20 protein-coding genes and 1 tRNA gene are annotated in these 17638 nt (G+C 70.7%); 8 read left to right on the forward strand and 13 right to left on the reverse strand.

Annotated elements, in window-relative coordinates; genetic code table 11:
* Positions 1–13: 13 nt before the first annotated feature.
* On the reverse strand, positions 14–1597 hold the full coding sequence (locus KOI35_RS22630) for a fibronectin type III domain-containing protein (RefSeq protein WP_246613630.1): 1584 nt from the start codon (positions 1595–1597) through the stop codon (positions 14–16).
* Positions 1598–1664: 67 nt separating this feature from the next.
* Here KOI35_RS22630 and KOI35_RS22635 point away from each other — a divergent pair, with 67 nt between their 5' ends.
* Positions 1665–2561, forward strand: a complete 897-nt coding sequence (locus tag KOI35_RS22635) for a hypothetical protein (protein WP_215789698.1) — start codon at positions 1665–1667, stop codon at positions 2559–2561.
* Here KOI35_RS22635 and KOI35_RS22640 read toward each other — a convergent pair.
* The 4 genes from KOI35_RS22640 to KOI35_RS22655 form a co-directional block, all read right to left on the reverse strand.
* Entirely contained in the window at positions 2556–2735 is a 180-nt protein-coding gene (locus tag KOI35_RS22640) for a DUF4236 domain-containing protein (RefSeq protein WP_215789700.1), read from the reverse strand. The two genes, KOI35_RS22635 and KOI35_RS22640, sit on opposite strands and share 6 nt — an antisense overlap.
* 111 nt (positions 2736–2846) lie before the next feature.
* Positions 2847–3302 carry an RrF2 family transcriptional regulator gene (locus tag KOI35_RS22645; protein WP_184956002.1) on the reverse strand — a complete coding sequence of 152 codons (456 nt, stop codon included), beginning with the start codon at positions 3300–3302 and terminating at the stop codon, positions 2847–2849.
* A gap of 65 nt (positions 3303–3367) precedes the next feature.
* Positions 3368–4222: a helix-turn-helix domain-containing protein gene (locus KOI35_RS22650; protein WP_215789702.1), complete on the reverse strand. Its 855-nt coding sequence runs from the start codon at positions 4220–4222 to the stop codon at positions 3368–3370.
* A 197-nt stretch (positions 4223–4419) separates the two neighbouring features.
* Positions 4420–4851, reverse strand: coding sequence for an SsgA family sporulation/cell division regulator (locus KOI35_RS22655; RefSeq protein ID WP_020514863.1), 432 nt, complete (start codon positions 4849–4851; stop codon positions 4420–4422).
* Between the two features lie 277 nt (positions 4852–5128).
* Between KOI35_RS22655 and KOI35_RS22660 the strand changes: the two genes are divergently transcribed.
* The 4 genes from KOI35_RS22660 (at position 5129) to KOI35_RS22675 (ending at position 7303) form a co-directional block, all read left to right on the forward strand.
* Entirely contained in the window at positions 5129–5530 is a 402-nt protein-coding gene (locus tag KOI35_RS22660; RefSeq protein WP_215789704.1) for a TIGR02611 family protein, read from the forward strand.
* 50 nt (positions 5531–5580) lie between these two features.
* Positions 5581–5652 (forward strand) — tRNA-Val (locus tag KOI35_RS22665).
* Positions 5653–6262: 610 nt separating this feature from the next.
* On the forward strand, positions 6263–6598 hold the full coding sequence (locus KOI35_RS22670) for a hypothetical protein (protein ID WP_215789706.1): 336 nt from the start codon (positions 6263–6265) through the stop codon (positions 6596–6598).
* A gap of 174 nt (positions 6599–6772) precedes the next feature.
* Positions 6773–7303, forward strand: a complete 531-nt coding sequence (locus tag KOI35_RS22675) for a GNAT family N-acetyltransferase (RefSeq protein ID WP_215789708.1) — start codon at positions 6773–6775, stop codon at positions 7301–7303.
* Here KOI35_RS22675 and KOI35_RS22680 read toward each other — a convergent pair.
* On the reverse strand, positions 7300–8136 hold the full coding sequence (locus tag KOI35_RS22680; RefSeq protein WP_215789711.1) for an NERD domain-containing protein: 837 nt from the start codon (positions 8134–8136) through the stop codon (positions 7300–7302). The two genes, KOI35_RS22675 and KOI35_RS22680, sit on opposite strands and share 4 nt — an antisense overlap.
* 151 nt (positions 8137–8287) lie before the next feature.
* Here KOI35_RS22680 and KOI35_RS22685 point away from each other — a divergent pair, with 151 nt between their 5' ends.
* Entirely contained in the window at positions 8288–9256 is a 969-nt protein-coding gene (locus KOI35_RS22685) for an NAD(P)-dependent oxidoreductase (RefSeq protein WP_215789713.1), read from the forward strand.
* Here KOI35_RS22685 and KOI35_RS22690 read toward each other — a convergent pair.
* A complete protein-coding gene (locus KOI35_RS22690) occupies positions 9176–9526 on the reverse strand; it encodes a hypothetical protein (RefSeq protein ID WP_215789715.1) in 351 nt (116 codons plus the stop codon). The two genes, KOI35_RS22685 and KOI35_RS22690, sit on opposite strands and share 81 nt — an antisense overlap.
* A 7-nt stretch (positions 9527–9533) precedes the next feature.
* Positions 9534–10148, reverse strand: coding sequence for a TetR/AcrR family transcriptional regulator (locus tag KOI35_RS22695; protein WP_215789717.1), 615 nt, complete (start codon positions 10146–10148; stop codon positions 9534–9536).
* A gap of 90 nt (positions 10149–10238) precedes the next feature.
* On the opposite strand from KOI35_RS22695, the gene KOI35_RS22700 reads away from it, so the two are divergent.
* On the forward strand, positions 10239–11279 hold the full coding sequence (locus KOI35_RS22700; RefSeq protein WP_215789720.1) for a lysylphosphatidylglycerol synthase transmembrane domain-containing protein: 1041 nt from the start codon (positions 10239–10241) through the stop codon (positions 11277–11279).
* A gap of 57 nt (positions 11280–11336) precedes the next feature.
* Positions 11337–12497: a Cmx/CmrA family chloramphenicol efflux MFS transporter gene (locus tag KOI35_RS22705; protein WP_215789722.1), complete on the forward strand. Its 1161-nt coding sequence runs from the start codon at positions 11337–11339 to the stop codon at positions 12495–12497.
* Here the strand turns inward: KOI35_RS22705 and KOI35_RS22710 are convergent.
* From KOI35_RS22710 to KOI35_RS22730, 5 genes are all read right to left on the reverse strand, one after another.
* Complete coding sequence (locus KOI35_RS22710; protein WP_215789725.1) at positions 12461–14185, reverse strand: ABC transporter ATP-binding protein; 1725 nt, start codon at positions 14183–14185, stop codon at positions 12461–12463. The two genes, KOI35_RS22705 and KOI35_RS22710, sit on opposite strands and share 37 nt — an antisense overlap.
* Positions 14185–14943, reverse strand: a complete 759-nt coding sequence (locus tag KOI35_RS22715; protein ID WP_215789727.1) for a class I SAM-dependent methyltransferase — start codon at positions 14941–14943, stop codon at positions 14185–14187. The genes KOI35_RS22710 and KOI35_RS22715 overlap by 1 nt, the downstream gene beginning before the upstream one ends.
* On the reverse strand, positions 14936–15502 hold the full coding sequence (locus tag KOI35_RS22720; protein WP_215789730.1) for a hypothetical protein: 567 nt from the start codon (positions 15500–15502) through the stop codon (positions 14936–14938). Before KOI35_RS22720 ends, KOI35_RS22715 begins: the two co-directional genes overlap by 8 nt.
* Positions 15499–17310, reverse strand: coding sequence for an alpha/beta fold hydrolase (locus KOI35_RS22725; protein WP_215789732.1), 1812 nt, complete (start codon positions 17308–17310; stop codon positions 15499–15501). Before KOI35_RS22725 ends, KOI35_RS22720 begins: the two co-directional genes overlap by 4 nt.
* A 72-nt stretch (positions 17311–17382) precedes the next feature.
* Positions 17383–17622, reverse strand: a complete 240-nt coding sequence (locus KOI35_RS22730) for a hypothetical protein (protein ID WP_215789734.1) — start codon at positions 17620–17622, stop codon at positions 17383–17385.
* Positions 17623–17638 lie beyond the last annotated feature (16 nt).

Below are 17638 nucleotides of genomic sequence, written 5' to 3' on the forward strand. Positions count from 1 at the left end.
CGGACGGCGAGGCTCAGCGCTTGGTGCAGACCGGAACCGAGCGGGCGATGTTGCTGCTCGAATAGGCCACCGAGATCGTGAAGCAGTAGTTCAGCGACTCGTTGAGCCCGTAGACCACGTAGTCGTTGCTGCCCGCGGCGAGCTGCTGGAACGGCTTCTGGGGCTGGCCTGCGCGCCCGCCCGAGACCAGCACCGGGCCCTCGGAGTTCTTCGGGTAGGTCCATTGCAGCACGACGCTGTCGTTGTTGTCCTTCAGCTTCACGTTGGTCGGGGCGCCGGGCGCGGCCGTGGGCGCCCGTGTGGTGGCGGACGCGGTCGGTGCCGCCGCGGAGGGGGCCGCCGTGGTCGGTGCGGCGGCGGGTGGCGGGCCCTCGGCGCCGTCGGCGTTGGGGAGGGTCAGGGCCACCACGGCGACCGCGGCGGCGACCCCGGCGACCAGCACAGCGGCCAGGAGGAACGGCTGGCGGCGGCGCGGCGTGGGATCGGTCGCGGGCTCACCGCGTACGGGAAGACGCCTCTCGGTGTTGGGTGGCAGGGTGAATGTCGAGGCCGGCGCCGAACCGACCGGCTGCGGACGACCGTCGGGACCGTAATCGGGGGCGCGGCGGCCCGGCATCGGCGGCGGCGTGTCGGCCCGCACGTGGCGTCCCTGCAGGTCGTCGGGCGACTGGTGCACGTCGGCGAGGTAGAGCGGCTGCTGATAGACCGTGCCGTTGGGGTCGGTCGCACGGTTGTCGGGCGGCGGCTGGCTCGGATCGGCGGACGGTTCCGGATCAGGCACCGTGGGACGACGCGGGAACGGCAGCGTCCGTACGCCCGGAGCCCCGACCGTGGTCACACCAGGCGCCTCGGCCGGACCGTCGGACTGCTCGACCCGCCCGCACACATGCTTGCCCGACGGCGCCGCCCGGACCAGCGCGGCCACCTGGGCGACGAGCGGATGATCGGCCGGCAGGTAGCGTGCGCACAGCTCCTGGGCCTTGGCCAGATGGTCGTGCGACTCCGCGTCGCGGCCGCACTCGCGTTCCATCGCGCCCAGACGGGCCAGCATCTTGATGCCCGCGGGGTTGGCGTCGCCGTAACGGCGGCTGTGCCGATGCCAGGCCGCGGTCAACCGGGACCGCGCGGCCGTGCAGTGGCCCGCCGCGTGCTCAGCCGTGGCCAGGTCGGCCTCGGCCGCCAGCACGCGGGGCGACTCGGCGCCCTCGAGCTCGGTGAGGTCTCCGACGAGACGACGGTAGACCTGGGCGGCGCGTCCGTAGTGGCCGGCACGCTGCAGCACCGCGGCGTGGGTGGCGGCGGCCGCGATCGTCCGGTCGTGGTGCGGCCCGTGCAGGCGTTCCTCGGCGGCGTGGGCGTAACCGGCCCAGAGCCGGGCACCGTTGAGGTCGCCCAGGGCGATCAGGATGCGGGCGTGCAGGGCGGCCGCGAAGGCCAGATCGGCGGTGGCCCGGAGCGGGTCGGTGGCGTCGGCCGGCTCGAGCACGTGGGCCAGCACACGACGGGCGCCCGCGAGGTCGCCGGCAGACGAGAGCGTCTGGGCGCGCGCGGTGAGCTCGGCGAGCGGTGGAGGGGCCACGTCTCCCATAGTGCTCATGCGACCACTGTAGGTACAAGTGCAAAGTTGCGAACGCCTCGTGACCCGGACACTGTAGAACTCGTATATGTCCTACTCAGCGATCGCGACCGTCAAGCGGGAACTTCTCGTCCGTTACCTCGAGGCTTGGGCGCCGGCCGCCCTGCACCGGGCCCGCCGGGTGATCTACGCCCACGGTTACGCGGACGCCGACGGGGGCGCCGCGGTCGAGGCGGCGATGCGGGTGCTGGCCGAGCAGTCCGATCTCGTACGCGGTCGCGAGCTGACCATGGTGGCCACCGGCGACGATCTGGGGGCGATCGCGCCCCGGCTGGCGGCGATCCAGGCGGAGTCGGGGGCGGGGGCCGGGCTGGCCGTGCACACGATCTCCGGCGGGACGGACGGGCGGCTGCCGGTCGGACTCAAGGCGATCGGTGCTGCCCGCGTACCGGTGCTGGGGTTTCTCGACGCCTCTTCGTCGTCGGTTGCTCCCGCCACGGTGTCCGCGCTGACCGCGGGCAAACCGGCCGACGTGTTACTGGTGCTGCCGCCGGGGGCTTCCAGCGATTCCTTCCGTACGGGATGGCCTCTGTTCTCGCAGGTGGAGTTGGCCGTCTCGGACGAACCGGGTGAGCTGCTGGTCTTCGGCACGACGGCCGGGAAGAGCCTCGAGGGCTTCAAGGAGGCACTGTGGTCGGTCGACGAGTTCGCCGGGGTCCGCTATCGGGACCCGGGTGACCCGGACCGGCATCTGATCGACATCTCTCTCACGCCGCACCCAGGGCCGCTGCGGCGCGAGATCCTCGCTTTTCTACACCGCGTGGGGTCGGCTTCCGTGACCGAGCTGCGGACCTTCGCGCTGACCGAGACGGTCTATCGGGCCGCGGACGCCACGCGGGTGCTGCACACGCTGATCGACGCGGGGACGGTCACCCGCGAGCCGTCACACGGACGGCTCGGCGGGGACGTCGTCATCACTTTATGAGCGGCTCTTGTCCTGCTTCCAGCTGAACGGGCCGGGCAGGTCGAAGCGGTGCGCCTTGGCGCGCGAGTTCCAGGACCAGCGGCCGATCTTGAGACTCCACGACGAGTAGCCGTTCTCGGTGAAGTTCAGGATCAACGGGCCGATCTTCTTGCGCTTGCGGAAAACGAGGCCCATCGGTACGTCCCTCCAAGGTTCGTTCGGATGGACGTTCGATTCCCTATTGGAGAAATCGGCAAACGTGCTTGCTCTTTACCGGGCTTCTTTACCTGGGCTGCCGCGCGCTCTTTACCTGGGCTGCCACGCGTCGGGGCGGGTGGTCAGCTTGCGGACGTGGGCCGGCATCCGGCCGCTGATCAGCTCGGCCAGGTTGACCTCGTCGACCACCTCACGCACGGCGGCGCGGACCGCGACCCAGAGATTGGGCAGATTTTCCGCGGCGCCGGTGTAACGAGTCTCTTCCGGACGGAGGCCGCGGACCCCGGCCAGCGGACCGTCGACCGCGCGCAGGATCTGGCCGATCGTCACATCGCGAGGGGACTGTGACAATGTGTAGCCACCCTCGGCGCCCCGCTGCGCGCGCACCACCCCGGCCCGCCGCAGATCGGCGAGCACCGCCTCGAGGAACTTGCGAGGCATTTCCTGGTCCTGGGCGATGGCTTGGGCGGACATCAATGCCGGGTAGGCCCTGGCCAAGCTCAGGGCGGCCCGGACCGCGTAGTCGCCGCGCGCGGAGATCTGCACCCATTCATCATGCCCCCTCGACGCGAAAGACTCGCACATACCCCACGGTTTTATGGGAATTACGCTCAGTCAGATGATCGTCGCTGTGCGGGAATGACCCCGCGGGGCTCGCCCGAGGCCTCCGACCGGAACTGGCCCGGGCTCATCCCGGCCTCCCGGTGGAAGAAGCGACCGAAGTTCGTCGGCTCAGGAAAACCCAGGTGACGGCCCACCTCGGCGACCGAGAGGTCGGTGCAGGCGAGCAGCCGGCGGGCCTCGAGCGAGACCCGGTCGTCGACCACCTGCTTGGCGGTGCGGCCGGTGACGGACAGGCAGGCCCGGGTGAGCGTACGCACCGAGCAGCCGAGCTCTTCGGCATAGTCTTCGACGCGACGGCTGTGCGGGTGACCGGCCTCGAGCAGGCTCCGGAACCGCGCATAGGTCCGGCTCTCGGGCCCGGCCGGCTCGCCCTCGCTGAGCAGCGAGAGCCGCAGCAGCAGGACATGCAGCTGGTGACGCAGCAGGTCACCGGCCACCGGCCCGGGCGGGTGGCGCTCGCAGTCGACCGCCAGCTGGGTGAACTCGCTGATCACGGCGTCTTCGTCCTCGCCGCGCAGCTGCCAGCGATTTTGCCAGGGGTTTCCGCCCTCCTGCGGCTGCAACCGGGGCTCGAAGGTCACCACCGAGGCGATCAGGCCGTTGCGCCCTACACGAAGCGCCTGACCCGGCTGGATCCACAGCAGGGTGCCGGGCCGGCAGGAATGGCCGAAGAAGTCGACCTCGACCGTGCCGTGGCCGGCCGTGGCCAGCAGCAGCACGTGATAGGGCAGGCGGACCGGCGGCTGGGCCGAGGTGGCGTCGAGAGCACAGCAGCCGACGCCCGCCCAGCCGGGCGGTCGGAACGTGATGGCGGTCTCGGACCGCGCCGCTGTAATGGACATCGCGCCACGACGGTAACCGGCCATGACCAGCGATGCACGAGGCAAAACGCGCCACGGGCCCGGGTGTCGGCTTTCCGCTCGATCGAGCGGTATTTCTGCGACGAATGTCTGGTTATTTGTATATCGGGCGGTTTATGCAAAAGGCGACCCGTACGGACCGGCAGTGTCCGTACGGGTCGCCTGTCGCATTTAGCGAACTATCGGCCGGCCAGCAACCGATTGACGGCCGCATCGACGTCCAGATGTTCCGATTCCCGTCCCCGGGGCACCACCACATAGGTGCGACGGAGGAATCGGACAAGGACGCTGCGAGGCACCTCGAACAGTGCATTACCGTCAGGTGATGACAGCGCGAGGGCAACGAAGTCGCCCCGAGGCGTGGCCCACGGCCACACCCGGACGTCTCCGATACCCGCCGGCTCGTCGAGCCCGGTCACGAGCAGTTCCCGCGCAAAGGACCAGCTCACGGCTTCCCCACCGGCTGATTCTGCGTGGAACAACACGTGTACCGCATAAGGGTCGGCTGGGTCGTAACGCAGGCTGGCGCGCACGGGCAGAGCCGTGGCATCAGGCGCTACGAGCCGCAGCGAGGTTTCGACCTCGACGGTCGTTGGACGAATGGTACTCATGGACGAACTCCCCCCGGCACCGCTGCGAGGCTGGTGAACCCCGCGTTTCCCATACTCAGGTGATCCCTGTCGTTACGCTCCGCCATACGCTGATCTCACCCAGTAGTGGGAAGACGGTTCCGAAAACCCTTTCGCACAAGACGTAAAGCGATATCTTGTACTGTTCTGCCCCAAGTACTCGGTTCCGCCCGGCGTCGGGTGGTCCAGCAGTTGACTTACTCCGGTAACGTCCATTTCTCCCGGGTGGTGACGGGGCTCCGGAACACTGGGGGATGAAATGACTACGAAACCCGACCAAGATCGGGCCCCTACGGGTGTGCTGGACAAGATCCGCGCCAACCCCACAGGCCGGCTCGCACTCAAGATCTCCATCGCCGCGCTCGGCGCCATCGTCGTCGCCGCGGGCATCGTGATGATCCCGCTACCCGGCCCCGGGTGGGCGGTCGTCATCGCCGGCCTGGCGATCTGGGCCATCGAATTCGCGTGGGCCAAACACCTGCTCGAGTTCACCAAGAAACACGTGCTGTCCTGGACGCACTGGATCGGCCGCCAGTCATGGCCGGTAAAAGGGCTGGTCGGGCTGGCCACGTTCCTGTTCGTCAGCGCCATCGTCTACCTGTCGGTGCGCGTCAGCTTCGGCATCGACCTGATCGACAAGGCGCGGGAGTGGCTGAGCTGACCCCTGTTAGCCGCCAAGGGCAGCGGTCTAGTACAGTCAGTCCTCGTTGAGGGCGATTAGCTCAGCGGGAGAGCGCTCCGTTCACACCGGAGAGGTCACTGGTTCGATCCCAGTATCGCCCACGAGTCGGGGGCTGTCGTGTGTCTGCGGAGAGCGCAGACCTGGCCGCCTCGTTCCTTCCGGCGCGACTTCGTCGCGCCAGGCGGGGGCTTCGCCACCCGCACCCCCTCTGCCGCGCTCACCCTTCGGGTATTGCTGAGCTGGAAGTGGCTTCGCCACGCGCATCCCGTGTGCCGCGCTCGCCCTTCGGGTATTGCTGAGCTGGAAGTGGCTTCGCCACCCGCGCCCGTGTGCCGCGCTCACCCTTCGGGCTTCGTTGGCGGCTACCCATGCGGGGTACGGAGAGTATTTGCGTGGCGTCGTTGAGTAATGTTGGGTGCGCTTTGGTCGATGTTTGTGGCCGTGACTCATGACTCGTACGGCAACTTTCAGCAGCCTCAGCACTCGGCCTTTCCTCAGCCTCAGCACTCGGCCTTTCCTCAGCCTCAGCCTTATCAGCAGGTTTCGCCGGGCGGGATGATGCCTGGGCCGCTGCCTGGGCGGCGGGGGCGTCGGGGTCTCGTTGTCGGGCTTGTGGTTGCCGGCGTTCTCGCGGTTGGGGCGGCCGCTGTGGGGACTACGGCGGTTGTCCTCAGCGGACGCCAAACCGGCTCGGCGGTGGCGGCGATACCGGTGCTGGCACCCAAGACGCTGACGGTCAGCGGCACCATGGCGCTTCATGATGATGACCTGCTGTCGTACGACGGGGGCTGCGCCGGCAACGGTGGATACGACGACATCAGCGACGGCGCCTCCGTCACAGTCACCGACGCCGGCGGTGAGATCGTCGGGCTGGGAAGCCTGACCGGCTCGACGATGGTCAGCGGCACCGAGTGCGACTTCTCGTTTACGGTCACCGGTGTTCCGGCCGGCAAGGGCTTCTACGGGGTCGAGGTCTCGCACCGGGGCTCGGTCAAGTACGCGGAGGCCGACCTTGCGTCTCCGGTGGGTGTCACTCTCGGAAGCTGAAGGCCACGGCGGTGGGCCTTTCAGCGGTCCAGGGGCGGCCTCGTCGTGTCGGGTGCCGATACCCAGCTCGCGCCGGAGCTTCGCCACCCGCTGCCGCGCCCATCCTTCGGGTCATGCTGCGATCGTCTGTTTCGGGCAGAACTCTGATGGCTCGCGTCGGCCAGAATGGCGGTCGTGACGATCATTCTGCCCGCCGCCGGGTCGGGGACCGGCCTGCTGCTGCGTCCGTGGCGGCCCGCGGACATGCCGGCACTGGTTGTGGCCCATCAGGATCCGGCGCTGGGCCGTCACCTGCGCACCTCGCTGGCCGACGAAGGCGAGGCACGCCAGTGGCTCGACGTGCAGGACGCCGGTTGGGCCGCGGCCACGCGGTTCAGCTTCGCCGTGGTGGCCGACGTGGACGACCACTCGCCGCTCGCGCACGTCGCAGTGACGGTAGGAGACGCCGGCACAGCCGAGGTCGGCTACTGGACTGCCGCGCACGCGCGTGGGCAAGGCGTGGCCGCGCGCGCCCTGGAAACCGTGTCGCGCTGGGCGTTGGCCACTCAGGAGATCATGCGCCTGGACCTGTTCCACTCGGTCGACAACCCGGCGTCCTGCCGGGTGGCGCTCAAGAGTGGCTACCCGCTGCGCGATCTGCTCCCGGCCGCCCCGCCCGACTACCCGAGGAGCGGCCACCGACACGTACGGCAGGATGGTTCTTAGTCGCCGCGCCGCGGGCGGTTGCGCCGCTGCTCGTGGAAACGGTGGTCGCGACAGATCAGGGCGACGATCTGCTGGCATTCGCCGGCGGTCAGCGGCGAGGCGTACCGTCCGATCGCGTCGAGCAACTGCGCCGGGTGGGTGCCGATCATCGTGACGGTCAGGTGCTCGCATCGGCCGAACTGGGCCTGTTCGTGCATGAGCATCACCGCGGTACGGATGCGAGTCGGGTGCCCGTTGCGGGCAAGCCACGCCGCCAGATCATCGGCCACATCGTTCACCTGCCGGGCCCAGGTCCGACCGCCACCGTCAACTGCCCAACCGGCCTCCACGACGTTGCCGCGAGCGCTGAGCTTCTCGTACCACCACTGCTCACCCACCGCATGCACCCGCACCCGGCGCCGCTTCACCTCGACCGCCCACACACCGAGCGGACCGACCAGCACCGAATCGGTCTCGCCACGCCGGTTCCGATAACCGCGCAGCATCGTCCAGGAATCGTCGAGCCCGGACAGACCCAGAACCAGATCCAGCTCACCCTGCACGCCCGCCGCCTGCTGCCGCACCCGCTGGTCGAGCTGTTCACGACCGGCGACGGCCTGCTGCACTCCCTGCCAAGCGTTCTCCGTCTGGGCGAGGGCCTGCTGCTCGGTCGGAGTGGAGAAGGCGAACAGGCGCCTCCAGAACGACTTCGCCCGACGGCTGGACTCCAGATCCTGCTGAGCCCGCTGATAGGAGCGCTGCCGGGCGACAACGTTCGTGTCGGCGGCCCGTAGCTGCCGACCGGTCTGCGCCAACTGCTGTCCGCCGTGGTCGGAGAGCACCTCAACCCGCATATCGATCGCATTCTCTCGAGGACGATGCGACTTCCATGTAACAGAATGCGGTCAAGCAGTTACGCACGGCGCTCGCTGGCGGACTTCGGACACGCCGGGGTGGCTCCCCAAGTCGCCGCCTGGGTGGATGGTTGGCGGTATGCCGGAAACGATGAGCGGCTCGGCGCGGGTGGGATTTGTCGGGCTTGGCGTGATGGGTCAGCCGATGGCGTTGAACCTCGCCCGGGCCGGCACCCCGCTCGTGGTCTGGAACCGAACCCCCGCACGCGCCGATCCACTGCGCGAGCTGGGCGCGATCGTCGCCGAGACCGTCGATGACGTGTTCGCGCGGGCCGATGTGGTGCTGATCATGCTGCTCGACGAGAGCGTCACCGACCGGGTGCTGGGCCGCGGCACCGCCGAATTCGGTCGGCGGGTGCAGGGACATCTGGTTGTCTCCGCCGGGTCGGTGTCACCCGGCTTCTCCCGGGCCCTGGCGGCGGACGTACGCGCGGCCGGCGGACGATTCGTCGAGTCGCCGGTTTCCGGATCGCGGGGGCCGGCGGAAGCGGGAACCCTGGTCGCGCTTGTCGGCGGTGAGCCCGATGATGTCGAGCGGGCCCGTCCGCTCATCGCCCGGATGAGCAAGCACATGGTGATGTGCGGGCCGGTCGGCAGCGGACTGCTGATGAAGCTGACCGTGAACCATTATCTCAACGTCATGCTGGCCGCGCTGGCCGAGGCCGTTCACTTCGCTGACAGTCATGGCCTCGACCGCGCCCTCGTGCAGGACGCGATCATGCACGGCCCGATGGCCGGGGAACTCGCCGGCGTCAAGCTTCAGCAGCTCGTCGACCACGACTTCGAGACGCGCGCCGAGATCCGCGACGCCTACGCCAGCACCCGGCTCATCGCCACTTCCGCGCGCGCCGCCGGGATCGCGTCGCCGCTGCTCGACGTGGCCGGCGACCTCTATCGCGAAGCCGTCGCGGCGTCGGCCACGCGGCGCGACATGATCTCTGTGATCGAAGCCATCGACCAGCGCAGCCGGCAACTGCACCTACTCGTCGGCGAGGCCGGCGAGGCCGGCGAGGTCGGAGAAGCCGGCGAGGTCGGCCAGGTCGATGAGCGGGAAGTCTGACGCGTCGACGGCGGCCTCGAACGCGGTCGTCCAGCGATGCCAGTCGGCGGCGGGCAGTTCGCCGTAGACGTGCAGGCCGGATGGCTCGATGGAGGCGACCAGCCACCCGTCCGGGCTGCCTTCCGGCCCGAACCACGCGCCCGCCAGGTCGGCCGAGCTGCCGGGCAGCGACCGGTAGATCTCGGCCAAGTGCTGCCACTGCTCGGTCGTCATGTCGTAGTGGATGCCGTAGACACGGTCGACATCGCCGTTGTCGTAGAACTGGACCACGCTGGTGTCAGCTCGTGGGTGTGGGGAACAGGGCGTTCAGGCCGGCGATGTAGGCGGCCGGCGTGGTCCCGTTGATCAGCAGGTGCTGCAGGACGAAACCCTGGACCAGGCCCAGCATGGCGGCGCCGACGTGGTCGGGGTCGGCGTCGTCCGGGAGCAGGCCGGCCTGTTGGCGGCGCCGGGCGACCTCGGCGCAGTGGCCCCGCAGCCGCAGGTAGACCGCGTCGGCCCGGGTGGCCAGGGCGGGACTCCGCAGCGCCTCGGCCCACACCTGGACGCCGATGCGGGTGAAGTCGACGCCGGTTTCCGGTTCGTTCATGAGCCGGGCGGTGATCGCCTCGATCAGCACGGAGACGGCGTGGGCGGGGGAGGGGGCCGCGTTGTCGGCCAGCAGTTCGGCGAACACCTCGTCGGCGGCCGACAGGGCGGTCTCGGCCACGGCGGCGACCAGGTCTTCCTTGCTGGGGAAGTACCGGTACACCGCCCCGGCCGACAGGCCCGCCTCGCCGATGATGTCGGCCATCGAGGTGGCGTGGAAGCCGTTGGCGGCGAAGAGCCGGGCGGCGGCGCCCAGGATCTCGGCCCGGCGGTCGGCCCGGTACTGCTCGGAGACGCGTGGCATGGGCCGATGCTAAAAGCGAACGTTCGTTCTTGACAAACCGCGACACGATGTTCACTCTAAAACGAACGTCCGTTCTCTTAAGGGGTAGCTGTGCGAGCCAGGGTTGCCGTGGCCGGGCTGATCGCCCTGTTCGCGGTGGAACTCGTGCTCGGCTGGCCGGCCCTGGCGTCCGCGGTCTCGCACCTGCGGGCACCCCGTCCCGGCTGGCTCGCCGCCGCGGTCGTCGCCGAAGTGATCGCCATGGCCGCGTACGGGCGCATGCAGCAGTTCCTGCTCCGATCGGCCGGTCTGCGGGTGCCCGCCTACCGCAATGTCGCCGTCGCCTACGCCGCCCACTCCCTCAACGAGACCCTGCCCGGCGGCCCCGCGTTCTCCACCCGGTTCAACTACCAGCAGATGCGGCGCTTCGGGGCGACACCCGCGGTGGCGGCGTGGTGCATCGCGCTCTCCGGCATCCTGTCGACCGCGGCCCTGGCCCTGGTGACCGCCTTCGGGGCGCTCACGTCGAGGCAGGATCCGCAGTGGTACGGCCTGGCCGGGCTGATCGCGGCGGTCGGCCTGGTTGTGCTCGGCGTCCGGCTGGTGACCCGGCGGCCCGACCTGGTGCACCCGCCGGTCCGGTGGCTGCTGGCCGGGCTCAACCGGTGCCGCCGCCGCCCGGCCGCGGACGGCTTCGACCGGGTGCGCGGCTTCCTCGAGCAGCTCGGCGCGGCCCGTCTCACGGCCGGTCACGGCGCCGCGGCGGCCGCCTTCGCCATCCTCAACTGGGCCCTCGACGCCGTCTGCCTCTGGATGTGCCTGCGCGCGGTCACCGATCAGCCGACCGGCGCCGGCCAGGTGCTGCTGGCGTTCTGCGCGGGCATGGCCGCCGGGACCATCACGATCGTCCCGGGTGGACTCGGCATCATCGACAGCGCCCTGATCCTGGGCCTGGTGGGCGGTGGCGTCGACACCCCGACCGCGATCGCCGCGGTGGTGCTCTACCGCATCGTGAGCTTCGGGTTCATCATCGGCGCCGGGTGGATCACGTGGTTCCTGATCCGGCGCCGGTGTAGCGTTCCGGCCATGGTGACTCCCGAGTCGGACACGTCGGGGGCTTTCGGTCACGCCGTCAGCCCCTACGACCGCTGAGTCCTCCGCGCGGGTGCCAGTCGGGCGTCGGCCGGGGGCCGGCCTCGGAGTCCAACGATGCCTTTCTCGCTGTTTGTCCTCGCCCTGGCCGTGTTCGCCATGGGCACCTCGGAGTTCATGCTCGCCGGTCTGCTGCCGGACATCGCCGCCGATCTGGGCGTGTCGGTGGGTGCGGCCGGTTCCCTCAATTCCGCGTACGCCCTCGGCATGCTCGCCGGCGCACCCCTGATGGCGGCCCTCGCCCGGAGCTGGCCCGGCCGCCGCAGCCTGCTCGGATTCGTCCTGACGTTCGTGGCCGCGCACGTCGCCGGGGCGGTGACCACGAGCTTCCCGGTGCTGCTGGTGACCCGGGTGGTCGCGGCCGTGGCCAACGCCGGCTTCCTGGCCGTGGCCCTGACCGTCGCCGTGGGCCTGGTCGCCGCCGAACGCAAGGGGCGCGCGCTGGCCGTGCTGCTGTCCGGCACCACCGTGGCCACCATCGCCGGAGTGCCGGCCGGATCGGTGATCGGCACGTTGTCCGGCTGGCGGGCCACCTTCTGGTCGATCGCCGCGCTCGGTCTTCTCGCCGTGGCGGGACTCACCCGCGCGATGCCTGCGCCGGGCGGGTCGCGGCCTGATCTGCGTACGGAAATCGGTCTGCTCGGAAAGCCGCGCCTGCTGCTGGTCATGGTGCTGGGAGCGTTGGTCAACGCGGGCACGTTCGGCGCCTTCACGTTCCTGGCCCCGGTCGTGACCGGCACGGCGGGGCTGGGCGAGTGGTGGGTCGCCGTCGTGCTGATGCTCTTCGGGGCCGGCTCGCTGGTCGGCGTCACGGTCGCCGGGCGCCTGTCCGACCGGCGGCCGGGAACGGTCGTCGCCGTCGGCGGCCCGCTGCTGGCCGGCGGCTGGGTGGCCCTGGCGCTGCTGGCCGGGCACCCGGTCGCGCTGCTGATCCTGGTGTTCACGCAGGGGACGCTGTCGTTTGCGCTGGGCAGCACGCTGATCACGCGGGTGCTGTACGAGGCCGCCGCCGCGCCGACGATGGCCGGTTCCTATGCGACGGCGGCCCTCAACGTCGGTGCGGCGGCGGGCCCGCTGATCGCCGCGGGTGCGCTCGGCGCCGGGAACGCCGGTCCGTTCTGGGTCGGCGCGGGCCTGGTGACGGCGGCCCTGATCGTGGCCGCCCTCCGTCCGCGCGCCCTTCAGGCCAGGGTCTGCTCGGCGGCCAGCGTGGCGTAGAGGGAGTCCGTGCGGACCAGGTCGGGGTGGGAGCCGGCGGAACGGGCGGTTCCGTTGTCCAGGACCACGATCTGGTCGGCGGCCAGCACAGTGGACAGCCGGTGGGCCACCACGATGACGGTGGTCCGGCGGGAGATCTCCTGGATCACCTCGCGGAGCGCGGCCTCGTTGGTGGCGTCCAGCTGTGAGGTCACCTCGTCGAGCAGGAGCAGCCGGGGCTGGCGGAGCAGGGCGCGGGCCACCGCGATCCGCTGGCGTTCGCCGCCGGAGAGGGACAGGCCCCGGTGCCGGACCGGCGCGTCCAGGTCGCCGCCGAGACGGTCGAGCAGGGGTTCGAGCCGGGTCGTCCGCAGCACCTCGTGGATCTGCTCGTCGGAGACGCCCGGTGCGGCGTACGTGATGTTCTCCCGCAGGGTTCCGGCCAGCACCGAGACGTCCTGTTCGACGTAGCCGATCGCGGCCCGCAAGTCGCGCAGCGGCCAGTCGGTCAGCGGCCGCCCGTCGACCAGGATGCGGCCGTGCTGCGGCTCGTGGAAGCGCTCGATCAGGGCGAGCACCGTGGTCTTGCCCGAGCCGGACGGGCCGACCAGCGCGGTCAGCCCACCCGCGGGCACGGTAAGCGTGAGGTCGCTCAGGGCCGGCTCGTCCCGGTCCGGATAGCGGAAGCCGACCCCCTCGAACACGACCGTCGCGGGCGGACCGCTGGCCATCTCTCCTCTATCGAAAAGGAGAGGCTCGGTCGGCAGCGCGTCGATCTCGGCGATCCGGGTCAGGGCGGCCCGCCCGACCTGCAGGTAGGTGCCGGCGCCGATGAGCTGCATCACCGGCTGGCTCAGGTAGGCCACGTACAGCAGGAACGCGACCAGCGCCGAGACCGGCATCGCCCCGCCGGCCACCCGGGCGCCGCCGACCCCGAGGACGACCAGGAACGCGATCTGGATGGCCAGGCCGGCGCTGGTTCCGGCGACCGAGCCCCAACGGGCCAGGCTCACCCCTTGCCGGTACGCCGTCACGGCCGCCCCGTCGATCCGGGCCACCTCGGCCACCTCGGCTCCGGAGGCCTTCATGGTGGTGAAGGCGCCCAGCGCCCGCTCCAGGGCGGCGCCGATCTCGCCGACCGATTCCTGCGAGCGCAGCGCCGCGTCCCGGATGCGCGGCATCAGCAACTTCATGATCAGCACCAGCAGCAGCCCGACGACCACGGTCACCACGAGCAGGGTGAGGTCGACGATCGCCATCAGCACCAGCGCGCCGAGCAGCATGACGGCACCGGTGAACAGGTCGATCAGCGACTGGCTGGCGACCTGCCGCAGCAGCATGGTGTCGCCGGCCACCCGGGCCAGCAGGTCACCCGGAGCCTGCCGCTGCAGGGCGGGCACGGTGAGCCGGAGCAGGTGCCGGACCAGGCCGCGCCGCCCGTCCAGGGTGACCGCCTCGGCGGTGCGCAGGATCAGATAGTTGCCCAGGCCGAGCAGCACCGCGGCGACCAGGACGAGTCCGGTCAGCCAGGCCAGCGGCCGGCCCACGCCCAGCCCGTCGGTGAGGTGGTCGATCAGCGCCTTGGCCGCCAGCGGCTGGGCCAGTCCGAGCACGCTCGAGGCGAGCAGCAGCGTGGCCGCGGCCAGGAACGGTCCGCGGTGCGGCCGGACGTACCCGACGATCATGCGCATCCAGTGGCGGTCGCTCATCACTCGCCCCGATGGCGGTAGACGCTGACGTACATCGGTTCCACACCGGTGAACTCGTTGCCGAACCAGTCGCTGTGCCGCGCCGCGAGGATCAGACCCGCATTTTCCGCGTACGCGTCGACCTCCTCGGCGGTCGTCAACCGGCTCACCTCCGACGCGATCCGGGAGCGGCCGTCCTCGATCCACAGATGCGTCAGCTGCCAGATCCGGTTGGCCACGTCGATCGTCGAGTAGGACAGCAGCCCGGTGTCGCGGCCCGGGTAGGGGATCAGGTACGAGTCCCGGGCCCGGCCCTGGTTGATCACGTGCACCGCGAAGTCCGGGTTGTGCGTCTCGACCACGAGGGTGCCGCCGGGGTCCAGCCGAGCCGCGGCGGCCGTGATCGTCTGCTGCTGCTCGGCCGGGTCCAGCAGCATCGACAAGGTGCCGCAGATGCAATAGACCAGCCCGTACGAACGGTGGTCGGCCCAGTCGCGGATGTCGCCGTCGACCGGGGTGACCGGGCGCGGCTGGTCCTTCAGCGCGGCCCGGAGCACGTCGAGCATCTCGGGAGAGGAGTCGACGCCGACGATCTCGCCGACCCGGTCGGCCAGCGGCAGCGCGATCCGCCCGGTGCCGACGCCGAGTTCCAGAGTGGATCGACCGTCGCCGGGGTGCAGGTCGGCGAGGTAGGCGACCGCCGGTTCCGCGGCCGGCCCGCCGGGGAAGATCCGGTCGTAGAAGTCGGCGAACTGACGGCCGTAACCGAGGTCAGTCATGGACAGCGTCCTCCAGCGGTACGAACGGGGACACCAGCAGATAATCCGGCTTGTTCGATTCGTCGTAGCCGGTGCTGCGGGCGATCACGAACTGGAACCCCCGGGGCCGCTCGGACCCGGGATATTGCGCCCGTACGGCGTGCTCGACGACGTCGCGCATCACCTCGTACGGCGTGGTGGCGGTGATGTCGACCCCGGGCCGGCCGAGGTAGGCGATCAGGTCGGCGCAGATGTCGAAGATCGCCTTGTCCTGCCGGCGCTCCGGGAACCAGACCATCTGCCGCCACCGCCGTTGCGGGATGACGATCGTCTCGGACCACCGGGTCTGCTCGCCGTCCGCGGTCAGCACCCGGTGCAGCAGGTGGAAATCGTGCTGGGCCGGCTCGGGGGCGAAGAACCGCCAGTTGCCGATCAGCAGCCCGGGCACGTCGTACTTGCGGAACCGGTCGAAGACCTGCTGCGGGTGCTGGCTGAGCACCGTCACCCCGAACCACCCGACCAGGCCGGCGGTGATCGCGGTGGTCAGGGGGCGCAGGTCGGCGCCGACCCGGCGGCTCACCGGTCCACCCCGGTGACGTCGTCGACGAAGGCCGTCAGGATCTTGGCCACCTCGGCCGCCCGGGCCTCGTCGGTGAGGATGCCGTCGTGGTCGGCGCCCTCGATCACGTGCCGCTCGGCCCGGGGCGCCGAAGCGGCGAACTCGTCGTGCAGGTCGGCCTGGACGGCGTCGGCGCGCGCGGTGGTGCCGGCCGTCACCACCACCAGCGGAGCGTCGATCCGGGGCAGTCCGACCGACTCGTCCTCGAAGCGCTCCCGCACCACCTTCCACTCCCGCCGGGCGGCCGACCACAGCTCAGGGTCGCGATATTGAGCGAGGGCAAGCGGCCGTACGGGCTCGGGCAGCCGATCCACCCAGGCCGCGCGGGGCAGCAGCGACCCGAGCCCGGCCCGCAGCGATCCCGGCATGATGGACAGGATGCTGGTCAGCACCCGGCCGCCCTCGGCTTGGCGCAGCGAACGACGCAGCTCGGCGGGGTGACTGGAGTCGATCAGGGCGACCCCGCTGACCTGACGACCCAGCCGCTCGGCGGCGAGCAGGGCCAGATAGCCGCCGAGCGAGTGGCCGACCAGGATCACCGGGCGCTCGCCGGCCACGTGCCGGGCCAGGTCGACGAGATCGTCCACCATGGCCTCGAAGCGGTATTCGCCGGAACCCCGGTAGCGGCTGGACCCGTAACCGGCCCGCTGATAGGTCACCGTCGTGAAGCGCGTGCCCAGCGCCCCGCCGATCCGTTCCCAGTGCTCCCCGGTGGCGGCCAGCCCGCTCTCCAGCAGCACCACCGGTCCGCCGTTGTCGGCGCCGGGGTAGCGGTAGGAGAGGACGTTGCCCGCGGCCGTGGTGAAGGTGCGCTCGTCGCCGCGGCCCCGCTCGATCATCCGGCGCCGGCGGATCCGGGCCACCTGCCCGGCGGCGAACAGGACGAGCCCGGCCGCGGCGGCCACTGCGGGCAGCGTGTCGTCGCGGCGGACCCCGTTCGCGTCGGCGGTCCGCTCCCGGGGGCGGGTGGTGTAGGTGATCGCCGGGTAGGTCGACGTGAACGCCCAGAAGAACCGGCCCAGCCCCATCACCCGTGCGTTGACCAGATGGAACGTGCCCGCCGTGGCCAGCAGATAGGGCGCGGGACGGCCCCGGGCGGCGTACGCGAGCGGGAAGGCGCACTCCATGGCCAGCACCCCGTGGGCGGCGAGCCGGGTCAGCCGGGGATAGCGGCTGAGCAGCTGCCAGACCTGCGGATCGCCGTAGGTGAAGGTGCGGGTGATGCCGGGCAGGGCACGCCCGCTGCGCCAGGTGTCGCTGGGCAGTTTGGCCCAGCCGGAGACCGTGTAGGACAGCACCGACTGCAGTGAGATGAACCAGAGTGCGGCGTCGACGATCGCGGGGCGGCGGTGACCGGCCCGGGCGATCGTGGTGAGCGCCTGCACGAGGAACGAGACCTGGTCGGCGCCGTCGCTGCCGTAGAGGTGCTGGGCGTGCAGCGCGGCCTGGCTGCCGGTGAGCACGGCGTTGGCGGCGACCCGCTGCCGGTGGGTGAGCGGCATCCAGAGCGCGACCGCGGCCAGCGCCCGGCTCGCGTGCAGGGCCGTGACCATCCGGTCGCCGCTGGTCAGGTCGAGCACCCGGGTCAGGCGCGGGGCGTGCTCGGCGAACGTACGCCGGTTCACGGCCCAGTTGTTCGCACCGCCCTGCCGCCGGTCCCGGCCACGGGTCAGGTATTCCAGACTGGCCAACAGGTGCGTGACCGAGCTGATCCGTTCGGTCCAGTTCAGCACGGCGGAGCGGTCGAGGGCGCGGAGGGGGTTGGGCATGGTCGCGGCTCTTCCTGGAGAAGTTTGGGGGCCGGTGTGCCAGGTCCCGGCACACCGGCCCGGTACGCCCGGCTAGAGCTGGCTGTTCTCGGCCGGGGGACGGGGACCACCGAAATTGCGTCCGGCGGCGTAACCGGCGGCGAAGAGTCCGGCGACCGAACCGACCGCGGCGACGCCGGCCGCCACCGCGACGAACGTCGCCGGAGTGGCCAGGACGGGCATGCCCCCGACCTGGTCACACGCCTCGTCGGCGTCGATCCGGACGGTGGCCAGAACGGGATCCGCGTTCACCCTGGTGGCGATGACGGACATGGGGCACCTCCTGATC

The sequence above is a fragment of the Paractinoplanes bogorensis genome (genome assembly GCF_018829635.1).
Classification (GTDB): Bacteria; Actinomycetota; Actinomycetes; order Mycobacteriales; family Micromonosporaceae; genus Actinoplanes; species Actinoplanes bogorensis.